Source organism: Streptomyces sp. 13-12-16 (genome assembly GCF_002114215.1).
Lineage (GTDB): Bacteria > Actinomycetota > Actinomycetes > Streptomycetales > Streptomycetaceae > Streptomyces.
This window is the reverse complement of sequence record NZ_NCTE01001283.1, coordinates 1-849: the sequence shown is the minus strand read 5'-3', so window position 1 is coordinate 849 and position 849 is coordinate 1. Positions and strand designations below refer to the sequence as shown.

The 849-nt window shown below is 76.1% G+C and carries 1 pseudogene; it reads left to right on the top strand.

The features are described 5' to 3' along the window. Nucleotides 1-849: pseudogene (locus tag B7767_RS39435) on the top strand (hypothetical protein); the annotation flags it as partial.

Here is an 849-nt window from a genome sequence, read left to right as displayed (position 1 = left end):
CTGCTGCGGGCGCGGTGCGCCGCGGACACCGTCGAGCGGGCCGCGGCCGGCCTGCCGGAGGGCTGCGGGGTCGCGGAGGTCGCCGAGGCGGCCGAACGGATCGCGCGGGGCGCCGACCCGGACGAGGTCTGGCAGGAGTACGGCAGCGGCGCGGCGGAGCCCGTACGGGACTGGTTCGCGGCCGGGCGGGAGCCGCACGAATGGGCCGAGGTCACCACGCTGGCCTTCGTCACCGGCGTCGGCTACCGCGACTTCGAGACCTGCCAGGAGCGCCTGGAGGAATGGGTGGCGCCCACCTTCCCGATGCTGGCGAACGACGAGGAGACGGCCGCCGCCCACCGCCGCAACGCCGACCGCCGGCTGTCGCTGGGCCGCAACACCCTGGTCGCGGTGGAGGAGCGCAAGGACGGCGCCCTCACCCGCGGCGCGCTGGTCTTCGCCCACCCCCACTACCGGCAGTGGGTGCTCCAGGAGCTGTGGGCGAAGCGCTCCACGGCGTACTGGAACGGCGTGCGCGACTGGCTGACCGAACTCGTCGGCACCCGGCCCGGACTCGGTGTGCAGCTCTCCGTCGCCTCGGGGCTCGCCCTGCTCACCCGGCCCGCGTTCGACGAGGTCGCCGAGAACTACCTGCACCCCTGGGCGGGCGGCGCGGCCGGACCGGAGGGACAGTCCACGGCCGTCCTGGTGCTGCAGTTCATGTGCCTGGACGAAGGGCTCGCCGCCACCGCGCTCGCCGTGGGCCGCGACTGGGCCCGCTCGCCGGACCCGGCGCTGCGGTCGGCCGCCGCCGCGGCGTTCAGCGGGGCGCTCGGCGTGCGGTTCCCCACCGACGCCGTGAACGTGCTG